21 protein-coding genes and 1 pseudogene are annotated in these 23,475 nt (G+C 69.8%); 8 read left to right on the top strand and 14 right to left on the bottom strand.

Features of this window, described 5'->3' with window-relative positions; all coding sequences use genetic code 11:
• Nucleotides 1-73 precede the first annotated feature (73 nt).
• From BJ970_RS25555 to BJ970_RS25540, 4 genes are read right to left on the bottom strand one after another with little or no spacing between them, the layout of a single operon-like run.
• Complete coding sequence (locus BJ970_RS25555) at nucleotides 74-1,336, bottom strand: TIGR02679 family protein (RefSeq protein WP_184728551.1); 1,263 nt, start codon at nucleotides 1,334-1,336, stop codon at nucleotides 74-76.
• Complete coding sequence (locus tag BJ970_RS25550; RefSeq protein WP_184728550.1) at nucleotides 1,329-5,351, bottom strand: TIGR02680 family protein; 4,023 nt, start codon at nucleotides 5,349-5,351, stop codon at nucleotides 1,329-1,331. Before BJ970_RS25550 ends, BJ970_RS25555 begins: the two co-directional genes overlap by 8 nt.
• The gene (locus tag BJ970_RS25545) at nucleotides 5,348-6,559 is read right to left on the bottom strand and encodes a TIGR02678 family protein (RefSeq protein WP_184728549.1); all 1,212 of its coding nucleotides are present in this window, start codon (nucleotides 6,557-6,559) and stop codon (nucleotides 5,348-5,350) included. Before BJ970_RS25545 ends, BJ970_RS25550 begins: the two co-directional genes overlap by 4 nt.
• Nucleotides 6,556-8,064 carry a TIGR02677 family protein gene (locus BJ970_RS25540; RefSeq protein ID WP_184728548.1) on the bottom strand — a complete coding sequence of 503 codons (1,509 nt, stop codon included), beginning with the start codon at nucleotides 8,062-8,064 and terminating at the stop codon, nucleotides 6,556-6,558. The genes BJ970_RS25545 and BJ970_RS25540 overlap by 4 nt, the downstream gene beginning before the upstream one ends.
• Nucleotides 8,065-8,343: 279 nt before the next feature.
• Between BJ970_RS25540 and BJ970_RS25535 the strand changes: the two genes are divergently transcribed.
• The 6 genes from BJ970_RS25535 to BJ970_RS25510 all read left to right on the top strand — a co-directional run bounded on the left by BJ970_RS25535 (nucleotide 8,344) and on the right by BJ970_RS25510 (nucleotide 12,524).
• Nucleotides 8,344-8,574 (top strand): hypothetical protein, encoded by a 231-nt coding sequence (locus BJ970_RS25535; protein ID WP_184728547.1) that lies wholly within the window; start codon nucleotides 8,344-8,346, stop codon nucleotides 8,572-8,574.
• Between the two features lie 65 nt (nucleotides 8,575-8,639).
• A complete protein-coding gene (locus BJ970_RS25530; RefSeq protein WP_184728546.1) occupies nucleotides 8,640-8,921 on the top strand; it encodes a metal-sensitive transcriptional regulator in 282 nt (93 codons plus the stop codon).
• Between the two features lie 37 nt (nucleotides 8,922-8,958).
• Nucleotides 8,959-9,321: a hypothetical protein gene (locus BJ970_RS25525; protein ID WP_184728545.1), complete on the top strand. Its 363-nt coding sequence runs from the start codon at nucleotides 8,959-8,961 to the stop codon at nucleotides 9,319-9,321.
• 78 nt (nucleotides 9,322-9,399) lie between these two features.
• Nucleotides 9,400-10,056, top strand: coding sequence for a DUF305 domain-containing protein (locus tag BJ970_RS25520; protein WP_184728544.1), 657 nt, complete (start codon nucleotides 9,400-9,402; stop codon nucleotides 10,054-10,056).
• 353 nt (nucleotides 10,057-10,409) lie between these two features.
• The gene (locus BJ970_RS25515) at nucleotides 10,410-11,621 is read left to right on the top strand and encodes a multidrug effflux MFS transporter (protein ID WP_312864406.1); all 1,212 of its coding nucleotides are present in this window, start codon (nucleotides 10,410-10,412) and stop codon (nucleotides 11,619-11,621) included.
• Between the two features lie 93 nt (nucleotides 11,622-11,714).
• Nucleotides 11,715-12,524 carry an SAM-dependent methyltransferase gene (locus BJ970_RS25510; RefSeq protein ID WP_184728542.1) on the top strand — a complete coding sequence of 270 codons (810 nt, stop codon included), beginning with the start codon at nucleotides 11,715-11,717 and terminating at the stop codon, nucleotides 12,522-12,524.
• A gap of 96 nt (nucleotides 12,525-12,620) precedes the next feature.
• On the opposite strand, the gene BJ970_RS25505 is transcribed toward BJ970_RS25510, so the two are convergent.
• The 4 genes from BJ970_RS25505 to BJ970_RS25490 form a co-directional block, all read right to left on the bottom strand.
• Nucleotides 12,621-12,893 carry a GlsB/YeaQ/YmgE family stress response membrane protein gene (locus tag BJ970_RS25505; protein ID WP_184728541.1) on the bottom strand — a complete coding sequence of 91 codons (273 nt, stop codon included), beginning with the start codon at nucleotides 12,891-12,893 and terminating at the stop codon, nucleotides 12,621-12,623.
• A gap of 27 nt (nucleotides 12,894-12,920) precedes the next feature.
• A complete protein-coding gene (locus BJ970_RS25500; RefSeq protein ID WP_184728540.1) occupies nucleotides 12,921-13,145 on the bottom strand; it encodes a hypothetical protein in 225 nt (74 codons plus the stop codon).
• A 55-nt stretch (nucleotides 13,146-13,200) separates the two neighbouring features.
• The gene (locus BJ970_RS25495; RefSeq protein ID WP_184728539.1) at nucleotides 13,201-14,199 is read right to left on the bottom strand and encodes a 3-oxoacyl-ACP synthase III family protein; all 999 of its coding nucleotides are present in this window, start codon (nucleotides 14,197-14,199) and stop codon (nucleotides 13,201-13,203) included.
• Between the two features lie 236 nt (nucleotides 14,200-14,435).
• Nucleotides 14,436-15,848, bottom strand: coding sequence for a hypothetical protein (locus BJ970_RS25490; RefSeq protein WP_184728538.1), 1,413 nt, complete (start codon nucleotides 15,846-15,848; stop codon nucleotides 14,436-14,438).
• A 166-nt stretch (nucleotides 15,849-16,014) separates the two neighbouring features.
• Here BJ970_RS25490 and BJ970_RS25485 point away from each other — a divergent pair, with 166 nt between their 5' ends.
• Nucleotides 16,015-16,833 carry a DeoR/GlpR family DNA-binding transcription regulator gene (locus tag BJ970_RS25485; RefSeq protein ID WP_184728537.1) on the top strand — a complete coding sequence of 273 codons (819 nt, stop codon included), beginning with the start codon at nucleotides 16,015-16,017 and terminating at the stop codon, nucleotides 16,831-16,833.
• A 52-nt stretch (nucleotides 16,834-16,885) separates the two neighbouring features.
• A complete protein-coding gene (locus BJ970_RS25480) occupies nucleotides 16,886-17,602 on the top strand; it encodes a FadR/GntR family transcriptional regulator (RefSeq protein ID WP_184728536.1) in 717 nt (238 codons plus the stop codon).
• 49 nt (nucleotides 17,603-17,651) lie between these two features.
• On the opposite strand, the gene BJ970_RS39635 is transcribed toward BJ970_RS25480, so the two are convergent.
• The 6 genes and pseudogenes from BJ970_RS39635 to BJ970_RS25455 all read right to left on the bottom strand — a co-directional run bounded on the left by BJ970_RS39635 (nucleotide 17,652) and on the right by BJ970_RS25455 (nucleotide 23,428).
• Nucleotides 17,652-18,533 (bottom strand): NAD(P)-dependent oxidoreductase, encoded by an 882-nt coding sequence (locus tag BJ970_RS39635; protein ID WP_221467314.1) that lies wholly within the window; start codon nucleotides 18,531-18,533, stop codon nucleotides 17,652-17,654.
• Between the two features lie 3 nt (nucleotides 18,534-18,536).
• Nucleotides 18,537-19,316: an MFS transporter gene (locus BJ970_RS40185; protein WP_376775133.1), complete on the bottom strand. Its 780-nt coding sequence runs from the start codon at nucleotides 19,314-19,316 to the stop codon at nucleotides 18,537-18,539.
• Nucleotides 19,285-19,929: pseudogene (locus tag BJ970_RS40180) on the bottom strand (MFS transporter); the annotation flags it as partial. The pseudogene BJ970_RS40180 and the gene BJ970_RS40185, both read right to left, overlap by 32 nt.
• A gap of 96 nt (nucleotides 19,930-20,025) precedes the next feature.
• A complete protein-coding gene (locus BJ970_RS25465) occupies nucleotides 20,026-21,033 on the bottom strand; it encodes an Ldh family oxidoreductase (protein ID WP_184728534.1) in 1,008 nt (335 codons plus the stop codon).
• Nucleotides 21,030-21,998: a hydroxyacid dehydrogenase gene (locus BJ970_RS25460; RefSeq protein WP_184728533.1), complete on the bottom strand. Its 969-nt coding sequence runs from the start codon at nucleotides 21,996-21,998 to the stop codon at nucleotides 21,030-21,032. Before BJ970_RS25460 ends, BJ970_RS25465 begins: the two co-directional genes overlap by 4 nt.
• Nucleotides 21,998-23,428 (bottom strand): aldehyde dehydrogenase family protein, encoded by a 1,431-nt coding sequence (locus BJ970_RS25455; protein WP_184728532.1) that lies wholly within the window; start codon nucleotides 23,426-23,428, stop codon nucleotides 21,998-22,000. Before BJ970_RS25455 ends, BJ970_RS25460 begins: the two co-directional genes overlap by 1 nt.
• Between the last annotated feature and the right edge of the window lie 47 nt (nucleotides 23,429-23,475).

Below are 23,475 nucleotides of genomic sequence, written 5' to 3'. Positions count from 1 at the left end.
TCAGCTCTCACACGAACCAGCACGAAACACTACCGCGCCGCAGAATATGAAGCTGGAATGAAGCTTTTGCGGCTCACGGGTGCCGATCGGTGCGGAACTCGGTGAGGTCGGCCAACAGCCGATCGGCGACGTGTTCTTCCGAGACCGTGGCCCGATGCTCGCGCAGGGCTTCGGACAGCGCCGGGTCCCACGGGGCGTCGGTGATGGTGCCCGGGTCCGGGCGGCCGGGGCGGACCGCCGCGAGGTAGTCGGCTGCCGACATGGCCCACGGTCGCGCGCCGGTACGGGCGAAGATGTGCGCGGCGATGCGGAGTCCTTCGCCGTCGAAGTCGCCGTGGTAGCGCAGCCGCACGCCCGACTCCGCCAGCTGGCGCAGCAGGGAGGTGGCCGCGCTGTTCGGCCAGCCGGAGGTCGTGATCAGCGGCGGGCAACACGGTCCGAACCGGCTAACGGCCATCGCGAGCACCGCCGGGTTCTCCACCGCGTGCACCACCGGCACGTCAGGAGCACGCGTCACCACATCTGCACAAGTGCGCCCGTCACCCATCGTCAACGGGCCGAAGTCGCTGAGCTGGGCGAGCGTCACCACCGCCGCATGCCCCGCGTCGGTCCACGTTCGCAGCGTGTTCGACAGCGGATCCTCCCCGCTGGGGCGGAATCCGGCGGTGAGCACGGATGTGGACAGCGCGTCGCACGCGACGCCCGCACGCTCCCAACAAGCTCGCCGCTCCTCGGCGGTCTGCGGCGCTTCCTCGTCGTGGATGGCCGCCAGCGCTTTGAGGACCATAGTGGACAGTCGGGTGCCGTCGTCGAGGGCGTGCGTGTCATCGCACAGCGCACCGGCCAGTGTGGACAGTGGTCGCCCATCGGAGGGCAAGGCCGCCAACACCTCGAAGGCCTGTGCCACCAGTTCACGCGTTCGCTCCGGTGAGGCGTCGACCAGCCGGATCCCGGCCGCCCAACCGGCAAGTGCCGGTTCCGCCCGCACCACGGGGTGAGCCTCAAACCACGCGCGGAGCTCGTCACGGGCATCGCGGGCCGCGACGCGCGCTGCGGCCCGGTTCTCCAATGGGCCGACGACGAGCGTCACGACCTCGCGGGCCGTCAACCCGGCCGCCGACTGAAGGACCTCGTCCAGTGCCCTCACCGGCACCGAAACATCCGCCTCCGGAAGCCGGTCGAGCCCGAGCAGGTCGGCGAGCGCAGCCCGCTGGTCCGCCTCTAGGCCGTGCAGCCGGACGCGGCTGACCGCTCGGCCCGAGGAGAAACGTTCCCACAACGCCTGCCACAGCGGCGCGAGTTCGGGGATGCCGTAGCGGGAGCGCACGTCAGCCATCGCCCGGTTCCTCTTCGTCGGCGCGCAACTCGTGGCCATCCCAGGTGAACCGCACCGTGGTCACCGCGTCGTCGTCGGCACCCGTGACGAGCTGGTGAATAGCGATGCCGGTCAGCTCCCGGTAGTCGCACCACTCGTGGTCGGAGGTCAGCACCAGATCCAGGTCGAAGCCCACCAGCAGCTCCAGCAGCTGCCCCCGGTTGGTGCTGTCGACCCCGACGAAAACCTCGTCCAGCAGGATCAGCCGCGGTGCGTCCGGTGTGGACTGATAGTGCGCCGCGGCCGCCGCGAACAGCGGCAGGTGCAGCACGATCGCCTTCTCCCCGCCGGAGAGGGCGCCGTGCAGCCGCTTGGTGACCGACTGCCAGCCCTCGCCCCGGCCGCGCTCGACCTTCACCACGAACTGGTGCCAAGCCGTGTAATCGAGCACCTGCAGCAGTTGCTGCTCCCAGCCGGTCGCGGTGTCGGCGGCCCGTGCCTCGTCCACCCGCTCGCGGAAAAACCGGTGCAGCGCCTCGCGTTCCGGCTCGGCCAGCGTCGCCGGATTGCGCAACAGCAGCTCGCGCGCTTCGCGGGTGCCCGGCGGCAACTGCGGATCGACCTGCCAGACCAGCCGAACCCGGACGTTGGACGCGGTGCGAACGCGCTCCAGGCGCTGGTTCATCGTGTCGACGAGTTCGTTGGCGGCCCGGATGCGGTCGGCGATATGCCGCCTGGTGTCCCCGGTCAACGTCTGGTCGAACAGCGTCCGCTCGTCGGCGGTGATCTGCTCGGCGGTGCGTTGCCGGTCCACTTTCAGCAACTCCAGCAGGGCAGCCGCGCCGTGCCGCACGCCGTCCACCGTCGCGGTGAACAGGCTAATCTCCTCGCCCTGCGCCAATTCCAGATCGGCTCGGCCGGACAACAACGGCTGGGCATCGTGCACCGCCTGGGCAAGCCGCCCTTCGGCATCGCGCACGTTCTTCGGCTCGCAGGGCACCCCGGACAGCTGATCGGCTAGCTTGCGCGCCGCATCCAGCGCCGACCGCTTGCCGGCAAGCGTCCCGTCGAGCTCGATGCGCGCATCTTCCGGCAGACTTCCGGCGACCAGTTCGCGGAAGCGCCCCTCGGCGCCGTCCCGCTCCTCAGTCACCGCCGCAATCATCGACTCGTCTTGTTCCTGCCGTTGGCGCAGCGTGCCGATCAGCTGGTTCAGCCCGTTCTCGGCGGAGCGCAACTGCTGCTGCTCGGCAACGATCTCCTTGCTCTGCGCGCGCAACCCGGCGAGGTCCTCGTCCAGTTTCCGGAACTCGGTGCCGACCGAGTCTTCGACGGTCCGCAGTTTGATCGCGGCATTCTCCGCCTCCTGGGCGCGATCGTCCGCGGTTTCCCGCGCGCCGGCTGAGTGGCCCTCGGATTCGTCCGCCCGGTGCCTGGCATCCTGCGCCCGTTGCGTCGCGGCGCGCGATTCCGCGCGGATGTCCAGCCAGTGATCGGCGGCGGCGCGCAGGTTGCGCACCGCAGCGTCGATGCCGTCCAGCTTTTCCGCATCGGAAGGCAGGCCGTGCGTGGCCGCCTCGTGGGTCAACTCCTGCCACACCGCCGCGACCTCGGCCTCCCGGGACTGACGGTCCTGCTCGGCTGCGGAGACGGCGTCGGCGCGGGCGGCGCACAGCGATTCGGCCTTGGCGAGCTCGTCCTCGGCGGCATCGACTTCGTCGAAGGCGGGCAGTCGCGCGAGCTCGCCGGCGAGCGCATCCCGTTGCCCGCCAATGCTTCGCAGCTGCTCGTCCACGTCGTCGACGCTTGCCCGCAGGACCTCGATCAGCTCCTCCAGCTCGGCGATGCGCCGACGGCGGGCGCGTTCCCGCGCGGCGGAACCGATGAACTCCGCCTCCGCCTTGTGCCAGCGGCCGTGCGCGCTGGCCAGCCGCCAGGTGCCGTCGCCGCCGATGGCCGCCGGGTGGTTCGGTGCGGTGTCGCCGAATGCGATACCGGCCAGTAGCCGCCGCACGCGGTCCGCGTCCACGGGGGAGTTCTCGTCGACGACGAGCAGATCGGCCAGCGATCGGCCAGGCGCGGCCACCGAGAACAGCGTTTCCGCGAAGGTGTCCTGGTCAGGAGCGCTGAGCGTGCCCTTGGGCAGCACCCAGGCATCGACCAATCCGGCCGCCTGCAACCCGGCCTCGACCGCTGCGCGTACGGCCTCCGGCACGTCCGGCCGGAACTCCAGCAGCCGCCACAACGGGGCACCGTCCGCACTCGCCCGGTCCATGCCGCGCGTGTGCGGCGCACGAGGTGGGCGATCGCGGCGTTGCTGCAATTCCCCGCGCTCCGCCTCATGTCCGGCGATCTCCGCGAGCAGCCCGTCCCGAGTCGCGCGCAACCGGGTCTCCGCGCTGGCGAAGCGTTCCCGCGCAACGGTTTCCGCATCGTTCACGATGGCGAGCACGGCGGCACGATCGGTGACCGATTCGGCGAGCCGTTCGGGTTCGCCGATCACCAGCTGTCTACACGCCTGCGCCCACCGAACCAGCTCCCCCGCCAGCTCAACGAACACCCGCTCGCGGGTTTCCCGCGCCGCTGCCGTGACGCTTTCCGCCGCAGCAAGCTGCTCCCGGGTCTCCTCAACCCAGCGCTCTGCGGTGCCACGGCGTTCCACCGCTGCGCGATGTGCCTCCATTGCTCGGCGCACCTGCGCAATCTGCTCCGCCTTGCTGTCCACGGCGGCTCGCAGCAGTCTTCGGCCGCTCGCGCTGTCCGCGCTTCGCGCGATTTCCTCGAACACCGCGGGCATCCCGGCGCGCTCTGCGGCTCTTTGGGCCTCGCCGGACCTGCGGTCGACCTCCTGCTCCGCCACTTCCGCCTCGTGCGCCTGCTTTGCCGCGCGTTCGGCGTCCCGCTCGGCCTGATCACGCAGGTTCGCCGCATGACCGGCGGCCTCCTCTGCGCGGCGCTGCGCCCCGGCGACCTCTTGCCGCAGTTGCGGCAGTCGGCTGCCTTCGCGGTAGGCGTGCGAGTCGACGATGCCTTCGATTCGGCTGTCGATCCGGCTCTTGTCCACGGCAAGCGTCTCGTCCCGCTCGGTCACCGTCGCGAGTTCGGCCAGTGCCGCGGTGTGTTTCTCCCGGCTTTCCCGGGCCGCGCGGGTGACCTCGGTCATCTTCGACGTGGCGGTGACCAGCCCGGCGGCACCGGACCGCAGCACGCGCTGGGCGTAGGTCTTCTGCCGGGCCGCGAGTTTCTCCGCCTCGGCGACCTCGTCGTCGAGGGACTTGAGTTCTTCGCGTTGCCGGTCAAGCCGCTCGAAGCCTTCGGCGATCTCGGCGATGTCTGCCTGGTCCAGCGGAGGCAGCGCCTTGGAGAGCAATGTGGACAGCACGCCGGGATCCAGCCGTTCGGACAGCTTCGGCGTGCGCAGCTGCAACAACGCGGTGATCAGCGCGTCGTAGCGCTGTTCGCTCACCCCGGGGAAGAGGGTCTGCCGGACCGCGCGCCGGTAATCGGCGGGCGAGCCATACACCTCGCCGTCGTCACCGATTTCGTCCACCAGGTCGGCCTTGACCAGTGGTCTTCCGGCGTCGTTGACCAGTTGCACCCCGCCCGGCAGGCCGATCCGCCGGGTGGTGGTGAAGTACGTGCACGTCACGTTCTTGGTGTTGGCGGTGGCCTGCAACCGGGCGCCGCAGCCGAACCAGTCCTGTTCGCCATCGACGACGCGGCCGAATTCCAGCCACACGTAGCCGACCCGCGTGCTGCCGGTGTTGCCTTCCCCCATCAGGTTCCAGTGCATCGTGCGGTCGCCGCTGCCGAACGTGGACAACCGGTGCGGTCGCAGACTGGCATCGAACAGGTACGGCAGGAGTAGTTCGAGCGCCTTGGACTTGCCCGTGCCGTTCGGGCCGCGCAGCAGCAGCCGCCCCTGGTGGAACTCGAAGGTTTCCCCGTAGTAGCGCCAGACATTGACGATGCCGGCGCGGGATGGCCGCCACCGTTGCTGGTGGTCTCGGTCGGGGGCGAGTTCGGTGACGGTCATCGAGGTCCTGGTTCGTCGATCTGGATGCGCTCGACGGCGTAGCGAGCCGCGGCCGGTAGCGAGCGGGTCGCACCGTCGGCGCGCTGCTCGGCCAGGCCGAAAGCGCAGAGGATGTCCACCGCGTCCTGGGCGAGCCGCTGCGCGCCGCCGTCGGAGCGATATGCCTTGCCCCAGGAGCGGAACCGGTCGAGCAGTTCGGCGGCCACGAGCGCCAGGTCGCCGACCGGTAGCCAGTCGCCGGTCTCGTTGAGCCTGTCCAGCAACAGCAGCGCGGACACTTTGGGGTGTGAGCCGTCGTCCGGGAACTTGGTGTCGGTCGCGATCGCGTCCGGATCGACCACCAGGTAACCGTCGGAGCGCTCCTCCAGCACGCAGCCCGCCTGCACGATGCCGCGGGTGATGATCCGCCGACCGGTCGGCGAGGCGAGGTAGCCGAGCTGCGCCGGCGTGAGTTCCGCGCGGTACACGACCGGATCGTCGATCAGCCGCCGCATGACCGAATGCCGCAGCCACAGGTTGCGCTGATTCTCCGACACGGCCGCGTCGGGGTCGGCCGCATCGCCGTAGCGGCTCTCGGCCAGCAGCGCGGTGAGTTCCGGCTCGGCCAGCCGGGACGGCGGAACCGGGGCCGCCAGCAACCGCACCAGCAGCGTGGCGTCGACGTGGTAGAGCACCTTGGCGTCGGCGTGGTCCAGGTAGCTTTCGGTACTGCCGTCCACCGGACGGATCGCGCCGCAGCGCTCCAGCCACTTCAGCGAGTCCACGTAGGCCGACCGCTCGTCGCGCCGGGTGGGGTCGAAGGTCGGCAGCTCCGGCTCTGCGGCGGTGGCCTGCACCATCCGGTCCGCGAGCAGTCCGATCGTGGTCACCGGCGTGGTGAGCAGTTCCGCGGCTGCCACGCACAGCAGCGTGTAGCGGCGGCGGTCGAACGGTGCCCGCGACGAGCGCAGCCGACGGACCGGGCGGCTCGAGTCGGGGCGGTCGGTGACCTTGCTCAGCCGCGCGTAACCAAGCCGTGGCTCGACGAACGCCCGCCAGCCGCAGTAGTAGTCGAACCACTGCGTGATCGGATCGCGGCGGCGGCGCACCAGGTCGAAGGCGTCCTCGTCGGTGGACGCGGTGAGCAGCGGCTTGGCCAGCAGCAGCCGGATTCCCCGGGCTACTTCCGCCGTTTCCTGCTTGACCAGCTGGTTGTTGAGGTTGCTCATCGTGCCTCCTCGGCCTGCGACCGAGCGCCGGTGGTGCGGATGTCCACGACGAAGTCCGGTCCGGTGAACACCCCGTGCGGCGTGCGCAGCGTGGCCGTGGCCGCGTCGTGCGGGCTGCGCAGCGTGATCTCCACGCGCCCATCGGAGGTCATCGCCCGTCGCACGCCGGCGCTGTCCTGGCGGGCGATCAACGCGCGGCCGATCAGCTCCAGCAACCGGTGGAAGCTGGCGTGGTCCAGCCGCCCGATGCAGGACAGTCGCACCGGGCCCGGGGTGGCCAGCTGCCGCCACGCGGCTTCCAGCTCGGCGCGTTCCTGCCGGGCCCGCTCCCTGCGGAGGCGGCGCACCTCCTCGACGTCGCGGACCTTGCCGGTGCGGGCGATCCGCTCGATGCGGCCACTGGTGCGCAGCAGCGGTGAAATCGGCACCGGGGGTGCCTGCGCCCAGCTTTCGGCGCTTGAGATCAGCTCGGCGTCCTCGTGCGCGAGGTGTGCGTGCCGGGCAGGCCACATCCCGAACGCCGCGTTGAACAACTGGTGCGCCTCGGGTTCGCTGCGGCTGGCGGCAAACCATTTCGCCAGGGTGCGGAAATCCGCCGCCGCGCTGGTGGACCGGCGGCGCACGTCGCTCATCCGCTCCAGGGCGCGCAGCAACTGCACGATCGCGCGCCGGGCGATGTCCTGCAGTTCGTCCACCCGGGGCGCCGTACCGTCGACGGGCCGGAACCAGCTGCGTAGCCCGGCCCACTTCGCGGCCCGGTGCCGCAGCCACGCCGCCTCGGGATCCTCGCTGGTCAATTTGGGGAGCTCGGCCCCGGCCATCGCGCGCTGGTGCAGGGCATCGATGCCCTGGTCCTCGACCAGGGCGACGGCCTCGCGGATCGTGTGCCGCCGCTGGTCCAGGTTCGTCACGAACTCCTGCAGGTATCCGACGGTGGCCCGCTTGACCTCCTGGAAGGTCGCCAAGTCCGGTTGATCCGCGCGCAGCAGCCGCTGCAGTTCGCTGTTGAACTGCTTGGTGTTGGTGCGCAGCGCGTCGAGGTGGCCTTCGAGTTCCATCAGCGTGGTGTAGATGCGGCGGTTCGACGCGACTCCCGCCCCCATGAGGCTGTGCAACTCGCCGAGCCGCTCGGCGATCGCGTCCAGCACGGCGGTCTGCAACGCCCCGCTAGAGGCGAGGACCGACAGCGCGTGCTGCACTCCTTCGAACGCCGCCTCGCCGCGTTTGGTGAGGAGATATTGAAGATTCTTGCGCTCGTAGTCCTCGGCGGTGGTGTAGTGCGCGGCGTGGTTCTGCACCACGTCGACATGCCCCCATTGCCGCAACCGGGACAACGTGGCGTCGAGTTCCTCGTCGGAGACCGGCTCGAACCAGCCGACCGACCGCAGCCGGGCATGCACGTCGTCGAAGGTCAGCGCGGTCTCCAGCCGCTCGTTGGCCTCCCCGAACGCGTAGAGCGCGGCGGTGTGCAGGTCGGCACGCTCGGTGGTGGTGAAAACGAACATCTCCCGCGGAATCCGCGGAAACGCAACCACTGCTCACCCCACTCTCACCGATGCATCCGCCGACCACGGTAGCGTCAAGATCACGCAAACCGTGACGGCCTCCAATCCAGCAACGCGCGCCCGACCGGCCGGGCAAGCATCCGTACAGTTCACCATGCCGGTCGGCGTTGAAGCGGCTGACCTCGCAGCCGAGGCCGTCAACACGCGACGTGGTGCGGGACCCGGTCGTTGCGGGGCACCTACACTCGCGAGTGCGGATTTCGGCAGGAAGGCCCCGGAGTGATCAACAAGAGTCGGCTCACCGTGCTGCTGGTGCGCACATCGCTTTTCTTCGTCGCCGCAGTGGTGCTGGGCTTCATCTACGGCTGGCCGACGTTCGCGATCATCGCGGCGGCGCTGACCGGAGGCGCCGCGCTGGTGCAGCTGGGCGGCGTCCTGTGGCTGCGGCGCGCCGAGCAAAACGCCTCGGAGTTCGCGAAAGAGCCGGTCAAACCGGACGGCTTCCTCTGAGCGACGCTTGAATGCATTACCCCCCTGGGGTATAGACTGGTTCGCACATCCCCGAGGAGGTCGCGATGCACGGCTACGCCCAGAACAAGGACGACTACGCCAAGCGGCTCCGCCGGATCGAAGGCCAGGTGCGCGGGCTGGCCCGGATGATCGACAACGACGAGTACTGCATTGACGTGCTCACCCAGGTCTCGGCCACCACCAAGGCCCTGCAGTCGGTGGCCCTCGGCCTGCTCGACGAGCACCTCAAACACTGCGTGACGGAGGCCCTGACCGAGGGCGGCGAGCAGGCCGACGAGAAGATCCGCGAGGCCAGCGACGCGATCGCCCGGCTGGTCAAGTCCTGACCTGCCCCGTATACCCAGCCCCGGTACGGTAGGAGTCGTGCGAATCCGGTCGGAGCTGATGCGGTGGGGGCTGCTGGTGGTCCTCGCCCTGTGCGTGGTGCTGATGCACCACGTGCCAGCACAGCACGACCACGCCCACCATGCACCGGCAGCGGTCGCCACGGCCGCCATGCCGACGCCCGACCACGGCGAACCGCCCCCCGCGCCGGACCACGGCCTGCTGCACCTGTGCTTGGCGATCATCGCCGGGTTCTTTGCGCTCCTGCTCCCCTTCCTGCGCCGCATCGCCAGCGGATTCGCCGAGCTGCCGGGACTGCTCGCGCGGACGGCGCTCGACCGCTTCCGACCGCCTACCCCGGTACCCCGCCGGCTCGCGGTGTTGTGCGTGCTTCGGCGCTGACAGGCAACTGATCGGCCACGGATCCCGTGGCGCGATCCCGCCTGCCTGATTCAGCTCACGAAAGACGAGGACAACACCATGAAACACACACGCGTGCTAACCGCCACGATCGGCGCGCTCGCCGCTGCGGCCATCCTGGCCGGTTGCGGCGACGACGGGATGAGCACCATGCCGGGGCACGGAATGCCGACCAGCGCGGCCCAGCCGGATGCCAGCCCGCAGGCATCCAACAACGCGGCCGACGTCGCCTTCGCCCAGGGCATGATCCCGCACCACCAGCAGGCCATCGAGATGGCGCGACTGGTGCCGGAGCGGGCGCAGTCGGAGGCGGTCCGGAACCTGGCCCGCCAGATCGAGGCCGCACAGGGCCCGGAGATCGAGACGCTCACCGGCTGGCTGCGGGACTGGGGCATGGCCCCCGGCGGCATGGATCACGGCGGCATGGATCACGGCGGCATGGATCACGGCGGCATGGATCATGGCCGCATGGATCACGGCGGCATGGGGGGCATGATGTCCGACGCCGAGATGAAGCAGCTCGACCAGGCTCGGGGCGCGGAGTTCGATCGGCAGTTCCTGTCGCTGATGATCAAACACCACGAGGGCGCGGTCGCAATGGCGCAGACCGAGCTAGGCTCCGGCCAGTTCCCGGCCGCGAAGCAGCTGGCGAAGCAGATCATCGACGCGCAGCAGGCCGAGATCGACACCATGCGCGGACTGCTCGCCCAAGGCTGACCGACCACTGTGGATCGTGCGGCGATTTCAATGGAAACCAGCACGCCGATTTCCATTGAAATCGCCCTCGGTGGAAATTCGGTTGACATTTTCCGAACAGGTTGTTAAGTGTCCATAATGGATAGTTAACGCAACGCGAACGTAACCCTTGCGAAACACCGCCTGGAGCAATGGGTTCCGGACCGATGTATCCCGCATCACAGCACGTTCATCGCCGAGCGGGGAACAAAACGATCGAGTCCATCGCTGAAGCCCGAGTCAGAATCTTCCACTCACCCGCGCGGTGAATTCGAAAGGTAACGATGGACAACGTTGCGGTGCACAGCCCATCGGAGGCACACCGTGCGCAACCGGTGACCGATGAGCCAACCGGACTCGACCGGTTGCGGGTAATCGTCGTGCTGGGGGCGCTCATCGCCCTCGGGCCCCTGACCATCGACATGTACTTGCCGGCCCTGCCGGCAATCGGCAACGACCTGCAAGCCTCCGCGTCCACTGTGCAGCTGACCCTCACCGGCACACTGCTCGGGCTCGGACTGGGCCAACTGCTGATCGGCCCGTTCTCCGACATCGTCGGTCGGCGGATTCCGCTGATCGGCGGAACCGCCTTGCACATCGTGGCGTCGGTGGCGTGCCTCGTTGCGCCGAACGTCGCCGTGCTGGGCACGCTGCGCGCGCTGCAAGGCGTCGGCGCGGCCGCGACCATGGTCGTCGCGCTGGCCGTGGTCCGCGACCTGTTCAGCGGGCGCGCGGCGGCTACCGCGCTGTCCCGGCTGATGCTGGTGATGGGTGTGGCGCCGATCCTCGCCCCGACGCTGGGCGGTGCCATCCTGTTGGCCGGGTCGTGGCGCGGCGTGTTCGGCGCGCTGGCGATCCTCGGCACGGTCCTGCTGGTCGTCGCCATCTTCGCGCTGAAGGAGTCGCTGCCGCCGGAACGCCGCCAGGCGGCGGAGTTCCGCCCGGTACTGCGCACCTACCTGTCCCTGCTCACCGACCGTAACTTCGTGCTGCTAGCGATCGTGGCGGCGCTGGCCATGTCGGCGCTGTTCTCCTACATCGCCGGGTCGTCGTTCGTGCTGCAGGAGCAGTACGGCCTGAACCAGCAGGCGTTCGGGCTGGTCTTCGGCATCGGAGCGGTGGCGCTGATCGGTGCCTCGCAGCTCAACGTCGTGCTGCTCAACCGGTACACGCCCAGGCAGATCGTCACTGGCGCGCTGGTGGCGGCGACGCTCGCCGGCCTGGTACTCACGGCGCTGACGACCAGCGGAACCGGCGGCCTGTACGGGTTCATCATCCCGCTGTGGCTGGTGCTGGGGGCGATGGGCTTCGTGCTGCCGAACGCCCCGGCGCTCGCGCTGTCCCGGCACGGCGAGGCCGCCGGAACCGCCGCCGCGCTGCTGGGTGCCGCGCAGTTCGGCCTCGGCGCACTGATCGCGCCGCTGGTCGGTCTCCTCGGCAACGACGGACCGGCGATGGCGATCACCATGACCGGCGGCGCGGCGGTCGCCCTGCTGGCCCTCGGCGTGGTAGTCAAGCTCGGCAACGAAGCCGAGTCCGTCGCGTAATCGGGTGGCCGACCTCCGGGGCACGACATAACGGACAGGATTAACATCACGGCTGGGTGATGGAAAGCATCGCCCAGCCGTGAGGAGGAACGGATGTCGGACCTGCCGTCGGAACCGGAGAACATCGACCTGGACAAGCCCAACGCGGCCCGGGTCTACGACTATTATCTCGGCGGCGACCACAACTTCGCGATCGACCGGCAGATGGCCGAAGACGCAATCCGGATGTGGCCGGAGCTGCCGCTGATCATGCAGGCCAACCGGGGCTTCCTGCGCCGGGCCGTGCAGTACTGCGTCGGCCAGGGCATTCGCCAGTTCCTCGACCTCGGCTCGGGCATCCCCACGGTCGGCAACGTGCACGAGGTCGCCCAGCAGGAAGCGCCGGGCACTCGCGTGGTCTACGTGGACACCGACCCGGTCGCGGTCGCCTACAGCAAGAACCTGTTACGGGTCAACCCGGACGCCACCATTGTCCGCGCCGACCTGCGGGACCCGGACCAGGTGCTCGGTGCCCCGGAGGTCGCGGAGCTGCTAGACCTCAGCCAGCCGGTGGCCCTGATGATGGTCGCGGTACTGCACTTCGTCGGCGACGAGGCCCAGCCGTACAAGATCGTCTGCCGGTACCGGGACGCGCTCGCATCGGGCAGCTTCCTGATCCTCTCGCACGCCACTGACGAGGGCCGGCCCGATGTGGCACCGTCGCACGCCAACCTCTACCGGGAGCGCACGTCCACCCCGCTGACCATGCGCCCTCGCGCCGCGATCAAGTCCTTCTTCGAGGGATTCGAACTGGTGGAGCCGGGTGTCGTGCACCTTCCGCAGTGGCGGCCCGCCGCCGCGACCGATGTCGGCGAGCACCCCGAGAGGTTCACCGGCATGGCCGGGGTCGGCCGCAAGCCCTGATGCTCTAGACGCGAACGGGGCCGCGAGTCTCTTGAGCAGCTACGGCTGCCCAAATGACTCACGGCCCCGCGCACAACCGCGGGCTCACGGCCGTGGTCAGCGGCGCAGGCGCCGCTTGCGGCCGGTGATCTGGTTGTAGACGACCAGGACGATCACCGCGCCGATGATCGAGCCGATCCAGCCCGCCGGCTGGAAGGTCCGGATGCCGACCGTGAACAGACCGAACAGGAATCCGCCCACCACCGAACCCGCGATGCCGAGCAGGATCGTCCTGATCAGGCCGATGTCGTCCTTGCCCGGGACGATGGCTCGGGCAATGAATCCGGCGATCAGGCCGAACACGATCCAACCGAGGATTGTTAAGAACACCGCACTCCCCTGCTTCCCGTTCTGACCTCAGGTGCTGCCGGTCCAGGGTACGCGGCTTCCGGCCAGTTGAGCCGTTGGCTTGATCACGTGCCCCCGGAACTCGCTGAACAGCGAAAACACGGCAGCGCCCGGGTTGCGCAGTCGTTTGGCGTGGTTGCCGTGGTCGAGCCGGCCAGCGCTGGATCCGGGCGGAGTCGGCGGCACCTCGATCGACGACGACCAGGCCGAAACCTGAAAACCGTTGCGCGGCAAGCACTTCCATCGTCGCGGCGATGCCGGTCGGCGGGCACCACCGCCTGCGGCCGGGTCAGAGCCGGATGACCACGATCCCGAGGCTGACCCCGCCGGCCAAGCCCACCAACGCCACCAGATCCCCCGGCCCGCAACGCCCCAGCTGCTGCGCGACGGCCAGCTGCAACGGCAGGCTCGCCGACGCCACGTTGCCTTGCTCCCGGATCGTCACCACGAGCTTGTCGGCCGGAACCCCGGCCCGCTCGGCGAAAACATGGAGGTACGGCAGCGAAACCTGGTGCACGCACACGGCGGCGAAGTCGTGCCAACCGAGCCCGAGACGGTCCAGCGTCTCGTCCAGCACGCCGGTACCCAACCGCAGGAAGGCCGACTTCAGCCGCCCGCCGTCCATCGCGAAGTAGCTGTACTCGGGATCACGTGGATGCGCCGAACCCCCGCACGGCAGGGTGCCCACGTCCCACTGGGAGGAGTCGGCGCTGAACCCGCTGCCGAGCACCCCGGCTCGCCCCGCCGTCAGCAGCAGCGCGGCACCCGCGTCGGAAAGCGTGTATCCGGGAAACGAGCGCAGGAACGCCCCGATGTCAGGCACGTTCCACCGGATGGCCCGCGACGGCAACTCCCCGCTGACCAGCAGTACCCGCCCGTACCGACCGGCCGTGATCAGCGCATCGGCGACCTCGATGCCGTTGAGCACGCTGTTGCAGGCGTTCTTGACATCCATCACCGGACAGCGCAGTCCCAGCTTGGCGGCCACGATGTGCGCGGTCGCGGGCTCGACCATGTCCTGGCTGGCCGAGGCGAACAGCAACAGCTCGACCTCCTCGGCCGAGGTGCCGGTCTCGGCCAGCAGCTTGCGCGCCGCCGCCACGGCCAGGTCCGATGCCTGCTCCTCGTCGCCGAGCACGTGCCGGGACTCGATGCCGGTCAGTCGCTGGATGATCCCGGCGGGCGGCCGGAACGCAGCGCTCTCCGTCGCGATCCGCCGTTCGACCTCCGTCGTGCTGACCTCCCGTTCCGGCAGATGCACGGCAACTCCGGCCAAGTGCGCGTTCATGTCGTCGGTCCTCCCTAAACCCGAGCGACCGTATAACGCACCGCGCGCACCGATCCTGAGTAGAGCTACTTAACGCGCTCGCGCGAGGCCGAGATCGTCGTCACCTGCCCTTCGCGGGACTTCCGACCGGCCAGGACGACGCAGGCCATGGTGAGAATGCAGGTACCGCGAATCCCCGCACCTACGCCATTGTTGCCCCTTTGCGATGGGCGCTGCTGCGATGGGCGCTGCGCCGGTCACCACTCCACTACGGGAATCCCGAGCAGGTCCGCGGCGGTGCGCAGCCGCGGCCGGACATCGGTCCAGGCGAGCACGGTGTGGTGCGGAAAACCGCCGGCCACCAGCCCGTGCATGAAGGTTTCGGCGTCGGCGTCGAGCCGGATCGCGGCGGTGTTGCCCTGGAAACGGTTCGGCTCGGGCACCGATTCGCCGGAGGCGATCAGCAACCGCAACCCGCCCGGTGCGCCCGGCTGTTCGGCCAGCCGGGCCAGCATCACCGGCCCGGTCTTGAGCGGGAAGTCGCCGACTACGCCGATCTTGCGGTTGCAGTGCACGCTTTGGGTGGCCCGCCGCGGATCGGCGGCGAGGCTGGTCGCCGCGGACCCGCAGTGCCAGGCGCGCACCAGGTTCTGCTCGGTGTCGAGATCGACGGTGTCGACGAGGTAGGTCGTTCCCGATCCAAGCGCCTCCAGCAGCAGCATGGTGATCGCGCCGTAGACGTCGCGCTCGCACGCGGTCGGGATTCCCGCATCGGCGAGCCGGGACAGCGACGAGCAGGGACACACGCCCAACTCGGTCGGGAACTCCGGCCAGCAGCGCACGGCCAGTCCGGCCAGAGCCTCCCGCGCGGTCCACGCCCGCAGGGCTGAGGTCACCGCCGCGGCGAGCTCGACGTGCGCCGGGTCGAGCCGCCGAAGCGTCGGCCGATCCGCGATGGCCGTCCGTAGCTCCTCGTCGCGCTCAGCCTCGGTGACCGCCCTGGCGACAGTCAGCGCCTCGTCGATGGTCAGCTGCACCACCTCGATGCCGAACAACCGCCGGACCAACTCCTGGTCGTATTCGCAGGGGGTGAAGCCGGGCGGAGCGTCACCGATCAGCCCGATCCGCCTGCCGCGCAGCGTCGCCAGCGCCTGCCGCGCCTGGTTCCGGTCGGCGCGTTCCCGTTGCGCCGAAGGCAATTCCGGCGCGTCCGGCGGCGAACCCGCGAGCACCCCGGCCAGCGCCTCGCGGACGCCCTGTTCATCGGGGTCGCCGTAGAGCAAGCGCGCACGCCCACCGGCGCGGACCAGTGCGTGGCCGAAAAGATTCGCGGCGCACAGCGAATTCAGCCACAACCGGTCGCCGACCGGGCCGGGCTCGCGGAACGCCCACAGCAGCACGGGCCGATCCAGCTCGCCGTACAGGCGCTGGGCTGGCCCGGCATCCGAAAAGCTCGCGCACACGTTGATCACGACATCGGGCGCGGGATCCAGGTGCGCCGCTGCGGATTCGGCGTCCTGCGGTGTCAGCACCAGCTCGGTCGGCCCGACGACATCCGCGCCCAGCTCGGCGAGCAGTTCGCGGGCCGCGTGCGTCCGTTCCCGGGCGGCGTCGGTGGCGAAGGTCGCGCGTGCGGTGGGGATGACCGCCACCCGGGGCCTCGTCGCCATCGCCCCTACCTCGCACTCATCGCGCGGCCGACCGTCGCGGCCAGACCTCGCAGGCGTGGCACGGATTGCGTGACATCGGAACTCCCGTGATCGGGTCAACAGATGGCGAGGAAATGTAAACGACAGATGTTCGAAAGTCAACATCTATCTGTGTAAAATCAGACAGGTGACCGACGACGTCTTCCGCTACGACACCGCGCCCGCCCGACGCCGGTGGATCGTCGAGACCCTGCGCGAACAGCGATTCGTCTCCATCGCCGACCTGGCCGGAAGACTCGGCGTCTCGGACATGACGATCCGCCGCGACCTGCGCAAACTGGAGGACAGGGGCGAGGTCTCGGTGGTACGCGGCGGCGTACACCTGCCGCCCGAGGACACCGTCGGCTTCTCCGGCCGCGCGCAGGCCAACGCCCTGGCCAAGCAGCGCATCGCGACGGCCGCAACGGACCTCATCGGCCCGCAGGACACCATCGCGCTGGACGCCGGCACCACCGTTTGCGCGCTCACCGAGACGCTGCCCGCGTCGTTCACCGGCTCGGTCGTGACCCACTCGATCCCGGTCATCCAGCACTTTCTCGCGCAAGGCGGCACTCGGGTCGTGGGCCTCGGCGGCGATCTCTACCCGGTCAGCGAGGCATTCGTCGGCCCGATGACGGTGGATGCCGCCGCCCGGCTGCGGGTACGCACGTTCTTTCTCGGCGCGGCTGCCGTCGACGACCGCGGCGTCTACGTCGCCTCCGACATCGAACGCCCCACCAAACTGGCCCTGATGGACATCGCCGACCAGGTGGTCCTGCTCGTCGACGAGACCAAGTTCGCGATGTCGGCACCGGTTCTGCTTTGCTCGCTGGACCGGCTCGACGCGTTGATCACGGATCGACAGCCGCCGACCGCCGTGGCCGAACGGCTGACCGCGGCCGAAACCCGGCTGGTCGTGAGCCAAATCCCGGCAGGGGCCCAACCGCGGAAACAGGGAACGGCGTAGACTCCGCGTGTGGTCAGGAGACCTGACCACTTGTCTCGGAGGTTGATGCAGAATGTGGGAGCGGTTGTCGCCGGGTTCGGTCGCGAACCGGGTCGAGCAGCAGATCATGCAGGCCATCGACTCGGGCCGCCTCTCCCCCGGCGACCGGCTGCCACCGGAGCGCGAGTTCGCCGAACTGCTCGGGGTGAGCAGGCCGACGGTGCGCGAGGCGATCGGCGCGCTCAAGGCCCGTGGCGTCGTGCGGGTGGTGCACGGTCGCGGCGTGTTCATCGCCGAACCCGAGACCACACGCGAACTCCGCGAGGCGCTGGCCACCCGGCACCACTCGATCAGCGAGCTGTTCGCGATGCGCGAGGTGCTTGAGGTCCCCGCGGCGGGCTGGGCCGCCGAACGGCAGGATGCCGAGGCGCTGCAACGAGTCGCCGACGTGCTCAAGACCATGAAGGAGGTCGCCGATCAGGTGCCGCGCGACTTCGACCGGCTCCAGGAGCTCGACGCCGCCTTCCACCTGGCGATCGTGGAGGCCGCCGGCAACAAGTTCCTCCAGCAGACGCTCGGCGTCCTGCAGCGAATCCTGAACGAAGGCATGCAGACCACGTTGATGGTGCCGGGCCGGGTGGAAAAGTCCCGCGAGGACCACCAGCGGATCCTCGACGCCCTGCTCGCCGGCGACCCCGACGCGGCCAGGCAAGCCGCCCTGAGCCACGTGCACGCGGCCCGCGCCACCGCCCTGCAACGGCTCGAAGAACGCGCCGGAAGCCAGTCCTGACCCGCTGGCCGGGCGGCTCCGCAGTGCAAGCCGCCCGGCCGGGACGCCGTCACTTCGGCCGGATGGCCTTGACCAGGGCGGTCACGTCCTCGCCGCCCCAGCCTGCCGCCGAAGCGGCGACCAATTGCTGCAATGCCTGCGAGGTCACCGGGATCGGCTGCGACCACCTGGCGGCCGCGTCCACCGCCAGTCGCAGGTCCTTGGCCGCCAGGTCCACCGCGAAGCGGTTGCTGTGGTCGTCGGCAGCCAGGAAGCCCAGCCGCATATCGACCTGGGCCGAATGCGCGCCGGTATCGCGCAACGCCGCATCGAATGCATCGGCGGGGATTCCCGCCCGCTGCGCGAGCTGGAAGCCTTCGGCCAGCGCGGCAAGGTTGGCCATCCCCACCAGGTTGGAGATCAGCTTGAACATGGTCGCGGCCTCGACCGCACCGAGGTAGTGCACCGGTTCGCCGATCGCGGCGAGGACGGGTCGCAGCCGGTCCACCACCGCTCGCGGTCCGCCGGTGAACAGCGGGATGGTGCCGGCCTCGGCCTGGGCCGGACCCTTTCCGACCGGGCAGGCGACGAACTCGATCCCGTGCCCGGCCAACTCGTCGGCGACCGCGCGGGCCGTCGTCGGATCTATTGTGGACACGTCGACGCAGACCGCGCCGGCAGCGAGCTTCGCGGTCACCGACCGCGCCCCGCTGTAGAGGTCGAGCAGGTGGTGCGGCATCGGCACGCTGGTGAACACGATCTCCTTGTCCGCCACCGCATCCGCCGCCGACTGCGCCGCCGCCGTCCCGGCCTTCGTGCACTGCTCGACCGCGCGTGGGTTCGGGTCGAACACGGTCACCCGGTGCCCGGCCGCCCGCAGGTTCCGCGCCATCGCGCCCCCCATCCGGCCGACGCCGACGAATCCGATCGAATACTGCTTGCCGTCGCTCACTCGTCATATCCCTTTCTTTGCTGCCAGCCCGGGTCGCGCCGCAGCGAGCTCTTCAGCGTCGATGTCCCGGCCGACCGGCTCCCAGTTGATGAGCAGTGTCGTGAGCAAGCCGATCACCGGGGCCGCGGCCAGGAAGATCAGCGCGCTCAGCCCGAATGACTCGGTCATGATCGGGAAGAAGGTGAGGCCGCCGATGGAACCGATCCGCAACACCGCCTGCGCCATCCCGGTTCCCGCGCCGCGCAGGTGCGTCGGATACGACAACGTCGCCAGCGTCATCCCTTGCGCCGCCGGTCCGCCCGCATGCGTGAAGATGAACAGGCCCACCAGGAGTCCGCCCACGAGGGCGAAACCGCCTTGCAGCGACGGGCCGCTGACCCCGATGACCACCAGCAGCACCGCACTGCAGAAGAAGCCGCGCATCGCGAGCTTGCGGGAACCCCACTTCTGCGTCAGGGCCGAACCGAGCAACGCTCCCCCGACGCCGAAGATGAAGTTGAACCCCAACGGGCCAACGATCTGCAGCAGGGTGGACTTGCCGAACAATGTCGCGGTGATCGCGCTGAGGTAGAACCCGACCGCGAAATACTGCACGCTCTGCATCATCGCCACGAACGCCGCCAGGATCGTCCGCTTGCGGTAATTTCCGGTTGAACAGCACCAGGAAGTTGCGCGGGCTCGCCGTGGTCTCGGCGACCTGCACCGGCGGCGCGTCCGGCGCCACCTGGACGTCGATGCCGTAGGACTTGCGCAGGATCTCCGCCGCTGCGTGCAGGTCCCCACGACCGGCCGCCCACGACGGGCTCTCCTGCATGTACTTGTGCCGCACCAGCATCACCAGCAAAGCCGGCACCGCGCCGAAACCGACCGCGATCCGCCACAGCCAGGTGTGCGACTCCGCCGGGATCAGGAAGTAGAACGGCAGCAGCACGGCGAAGCTCGCGCCGATGGCGATGAACCACACCACCTGCCACAGGTTCACCGACCGGCCCTTGCCGCGCGTGGCGGTGTACTCGGCGATGAAGCTCAGCGCCACCGGGAAATCCAGGCCGATGCCCAGTCCCATCAGGAACCGGAAAAAGATCAGCACCGCAAGGTTGGGCGCCACCGCGCAGCCGATCGCGGCCACCACGAAGAAGATCATGTCGGCCATGAACATCTTGTAGCGGCCGATCTTGTCGGTGTAGTAGCCGCCGAACAGCGCGCCCAGCAGGGCCCCGACCATGATCGAGCCGGTGACCACGGCCTCGGTCAGCGAGCCGAACCCGAACTCCTCCTTCACATATGAGATTCCGAACGACAGGCTGGTGAAATCGTAGGCATCGATGAACACGCCGCCGAGCGCGATGATGACGATCGCCAGCGAATTGCCGCCCTTGACCCGTCCGGAGTTCACCAGCTCCACGACATCGGCGGGGGTTCTGATCACATGGGTTTGTCCGGCCACCGAGACCTCCTTGGCTCACGGCCGCTTTCCCGATCGGCTAAGCGATCAGGCCTGGTTGCTGAGGCGATGCGCCCAGCCGTCGAGTTCCTGGAGCGTAGCCGGAGCCACGTCCAGGACGAATGCATCGTCGAGATCGGACGGCGCGACGCGCTGCCGCCCCGGCAGCCGGCCCCCCGCGTCGGCGATCCGCCGCGCGAGCCGATCGAACCGGTCTGCGCCTTCGGAGTCGAAGAACTCCGGAGTCATCGTCACCACCAGGTGCCCGATGCCCTGGGGGCGGGCGTGGTGCCCGTGGGTGAACATGTCCGGCATGTCGGCCGCCGGTGTCGGCCCGACCAGACCGGCCGTGAGCATTTCCACCAGCAGCGCCAGGCCGTAGCCCTTCGCGCCGCCCAGCGGGGCGAGCATTCCGTGCAGCGCCGCCTGCGCGTCGGTGGTGGGACGGCCGTCGGCGTCGAACGCCCAGCCTTCCTCCAGCGGCTCGCCGCCGCGCGCCCGTGCGGCGATCTTGCCGCGCGCCACGGCGCTGGTGGCCAGGTCCAGCACGAGCGGGTGCGGCCGGCTCGGCACACCGGCGGCCAGCGGGCTGGTGGACAACACCGGCGTGTGCCCACCCCACGGCGGCATCACGGCCGGGCCATTGCTGAACACCAGCGACACCATGCCGGCCTCGACCGCCGGGTAGACGTATGCGCCCAGCGCACCGCAGTGCGATGAATTGCGCACCGCGACCGCGGCGATTCCGGTGTGGCCGCAACGCGTTTTCGCGGTGACCGCGGCCTCCCAGAGCTGCCAGTGCCCGAGCCCGGTGTCGCCGTCGTAGACCACCACGGCGCCCTGGTCGGAAATCTGTTTGAGCTCGGCGTCGGGGCGGCATCCCCCGGCGGCCATCCGTTCCAGGTAATACGGCAGCCGCAGCAACCCGTGCGATGCAATGCCCCACGCCTCGGCCAGCACCAGCAGCTGTGCGCAACGCTCGGCGTGCTCGGGCTGCATGCCGCTGCCGATGAGCAGATCCGCGGCCTGGCGCCGCAGTTCGCCCACGGTGCTCACGCCGCACCTCGCCGCACCCCGGCGAGCTTGCCGACCGAACACCTCGCATCGGCACCGGAGAGCACCGCGCGGATGTCGTCCACCAGCCGCGCCACGATCCGTTCCTGGCTGTCGACCGTGATCCCCGCGATGTGCGGCGTGTAGATCACCGACCCGACCTCGTCCAAGGGGCTGGGGCCGGGCGGCTCGGTGCCGCGCACGTCCAACCCGGCACCGGCGAGGTGTCCGGAACGCAGCGCCGCCGCCAGCCCGGCTTCGTCGACGACCTCGCCGCGTCCGACGTTGACCAGCACCGCACCGGGTTTCATGCGGCCGAGCAGGGCGGCGTCGAGAAGGTTCTTGGTCTCGGCCGTCGCGGGCAGGTGGACGCTGAGCACGTCGGCGCGGGCCAGCACCTCGTCGAGACCGACGGCCTCGACCCGGCCGAGTCGCGGATCCTTCGGGTCCACGTACGGGTCGTGGCCGATGATGCGCATCCCGAATCCGCGCAGCAGATTCGCCACGGCCAGCCCGGTCGCGCCCAGGCCCAGCAGCCCCCAGGTCTTGCCGGAGAGCTCCACGCCGGCCCTGCGCTCCCAGCCACCGGCCCGCACGTCGCGGTCGTGTGCGACGACCTCCCGCAGAACTCCCAACGCGAGCAACAGGGTGTGCTCGGCGACGCTGACCGCGTTGGCGCCGAGCGCGGCCGAGACCACCACGCCCGCACGGTCGGCGGCGGCGACGTCGATGTTGTCCAGGCCGACCCCGGCGCGCGCGACGATCTTCAGATCCGGGGCGGCGGACAGCAGTTCCTCGGTGACCTGCGCCCGGTTGCGCACCACGACGGCGGTGGCTTCGGAGACGGCGTCCCGCAGCATGTCCGGGTCGATCCAGGCGTCCGGGTGCCGCCGGACCTCGTGGGTGCGCGCGAGGTCGCTCAGCGCCGCACCCCAGACGTCCTCGACCACCACGATGCGATCACCCATCACACACCACCCACAGCCACGTACCGGGTCTCGGTGAATTCCTCCATGCCGATCTCGGCGCCTTCCCGGCCCAGGCCGCTCTGCTTGGTGCCGCCCATCGGCGCGAACGCCACCGAGGGCAGCGCGCTGTTGAAGCCGACGATGCCGACGTCCAGGCGCTCCCCGAGCCGGAACAGCCGCGCGGCGTCCCGGGTGTAGGCATAACCGGCCAGGCCCATCTCGGTCGCGTTGGCCAGCCGGATCGCATCGTCCATTGTGGAGAACCGGAAGATGCCCGCAGCCGGACCGAAAACCTCTTCGCGGGCCAGCGAGACGTGCGCCGGGACGTCGGTGAGCAGGGCCGGCGCGGCGAAACTGCCGGTGCCCGGCAGGCCGAACTCCCGCGTCACGCGGGTCGCACCGGCCGCGATCGCTTCCTCGACCACGGCGTTGACCGCCTTGACCCGCGCGTCGTCGATCAGCGCGGACAGGTCCGGCAGCGGATCGGCGGTGCCGGCGCCGACCGTCATCGCGTCGACGCGCTCGGCCAACCGGGAGACGAACTCGTCGTGCACGCCGTCCTGGACCAGGAACCGGTTCGCCCCGATGCAGGACTGGCCGTTGTTGCGGAATTTGGCGACCATCGCGCCGTCGACCGCGGCGTCCAGGTCGGCGTCGTCGAAGACCAGGAACGGCGCGTCGCCGCCCAATTCCAGCAACGGTCGCACGATCCGGTCACTGGCGGCGGCCATGATCCGGCGGCCGACCTCGGTGGAACCGGTGAAGCTGACGACCCGCACCGCAGGGTGCGCGAGCAGCGCCGGAGTCAGCTCGGAGGCCTTGCCGTGCACCATGTTCAGCACCCCGGCGGGCAGCCCCGCATCGGCCAGGCAACGGACGAGCTCGACCGCCGCCAGCGGCGCCTTCTCGGAGGCGCGGGCGACCACGGTGCAACCCGCCGCCAACGCCGGGGCGAGCTTGCGCGCCTGGATGGACACCGGGAAGTTCCACGGCGTCAGCGAGACCGCGACCCCGGCCGGTCGCCGGAACGTCAGGTGCCGCCGGTCGTCCTGCTCGTGCGGGAACACCTGGCCTTCCGGGCGCCGGGCCTGCTCGGCGAACCACCGGAAATACTCGGCGGAGAACCGGATCTCGCCGACCGCTTCGGGCAGTCGCTTGCCGGACTCGCGGGCCAGCAGCAGGCCGATGTCCTCGGCTCGCTCGGCGAGCAGTTCGCCGGCGGCGCGCAGCAGGTCCGCCCGGTAGCGCCCGGGTTTGCCGGCCCAGTCGGCGAAGGCGTCGGCCGCCGCGTCGGCGGCAGCGGTCGCTTCCGGCGCACCGCCGTAACCGATGCTGCCGACGACGGATCCGTCGGCCGGGTTCCGCACGTCGACACGGCGGTCCGGGTCGTGCCACCGGCCCGCGACGTAGGTGGTGGATTGTTCGGCCACAGGGCCTCTCCTCGAAGTCGGGTGGACCGGCCACGCGCGTGCCGTGG

It is taken from the genome of Saccharopolyspora phatthalungensis (assembly GCF_014203395.1).
In the GTDB taxonomy this organism is placed as follows: domain Bacteria; phylum Actinomycetota; class Actinomycetes; order Mycobacteriales; family Pseudonocardiaceae; genus Saccharopolyspora; species Saccharopolyspora phatthalungensis.
This window is presented reverse-complemented; position numbering and strand designations above follow the sequence as displayed.